General features: G+C 68.1%; 1 protein-coding gene. It reads left to right on the top strand.

All coding sequences use genetic code 11. From position 1 onward, the window contains the following. Positions 1-1,576, top strand: a 1,576-nt coding sequence (locus tag LCD35_RS29660; RefSeq protein ID WP_374108159.1) for an alpha-mannosidase, incomplete at both ends; no start/stop codon positions are given.

Here is a 1,576-nt window from a genome sequence, read left to right as displayed (position 1 = left end):
CCCGTCCACACCCCACCCGGACAACCCCTCACCTGGTACGTCGAAGCCGCCGCCAACCCCCTCATCCTCGGCGACAACGGCTACCGACCCACCCACCTCGGCGACCCACCACCCTGGCTCGACGGCGGCACCACCACCGGCACACCCCTCTACCGCCTCACCCGCGCCGACCTCGCCATCCGCGACCTCACCGTCCACGAACTCGTCCACGACACCGAAGTCCTCGCCCAACTCATGCACGAACTCCCCACCGACTCACCCCGCCGCCACGACATCCTCCGCGCCCTCGAACGCATGCTCGACCGCCTCGACCTCCACGACATCCACACCACCGCACCCGCCGCCCGCCACGAACTCACCACCGCACTCCACCGCCCCGCCCACACCACCACCCACCGCATCAGCGCCACCGGACACGCCCACATCGACTCCGCCTGGCTCTGGCCCCAACGCGAAACCATCCGCAAAGTCGCCCGCACCGTCGCCAACGTCACCGAACTCATGACCCGCGACCCCGCCTTCACCTTCGCCATGTCCCAAGCCCAACAACTCGCCTGGCTCAAACAACACCACCCCGACCTCTTCGACCGCGTCCGCGAACACGTCCGCACCGGCCAATTCGTCCCCGTCGGCGGCATGTGGGTCGAATCCGACACCAACCTGCCCGGCTCCGAAGCCCTCGCCCGCCAATTCCTCCACGGCAAACGCTTCTACCTCGACGAATTCGGCATCGACACCCAAGAAGTCTGGCTACCCGACTCCTTCGGCTACAGCGGCGCACTACCCCAACTCGTCCGCCACTCCGGATCCCGCTGGTTCCTCACCCAGAAGATCTCCTGGAACCAGACCAACAAGTTCCCCCACCACACCTTCTGGTGGGAAGGCATCGACGGCACCCGCGTCTTCACCCACTTCCCACCCGTCGACACCTACAACGCCGAACTCACCGGCGCCGAACTCGCCCACGCCAGCCGCAACTTCGCCGAACACGGCCACGCCACCCGATCCCTCGTGCCCTACGGCCACGGCGACGGCGGCGGCGGACCCACCCGCGACATGCTCGCCCGCGCCCACCGCCTCGCCGACCTCGAAGGCTCACCCACCGTCGAACTCCACTCACCGGCCGAATTCTTCACCGCCGCCGAAGCCGACCACCGCGACCCCGCCGTCTGGACCGGCGAGCTCTACCTCGAATTCCACCGCGGCACCTACACCTCCCAAGCCCGCACCAAACAAGGCAACCGCCGCAGCGAACACCTCCTGCGCGAAGCCGAACTCTGGTGCACCACCGCCCACACCACCCTCGGCCACGACTACCCCCACGACACCCTCGACCGCCTGTGGAAAACCGTGCTCCTGCACCAGTTCCACGACATCCTGCCCGGATCCTCCATCGCCTGGGTCCACCGCGAAGCCGAACAGACCTACCAGCACGTCACCGCCGAACTCCACGAACTCATCGACCACGCCCAACGCGCCCTCGCAGGCACCGGACCCGGCACCACCACCTTCAACGCCACACCCCACCACCACGACGGCATCCCCGCTCTCGGCGCCGGAACCCCCACCACACCCG

Origin of the sequence: Saccharopolyspora sp. 6V, from assembly GCF_020176785.1 — a bacterium.
Classification (GTDB): Bacteria; Actinomycetota; Actinomycetes; order Mycobacteriales; family Pseudonocardiaceae; genus Saccharopolyspora_C; species Saccharopolyspora_C gregorii.
This window is presented reverse-complemented; position numbering and strand designations above follow the sequence as displayed.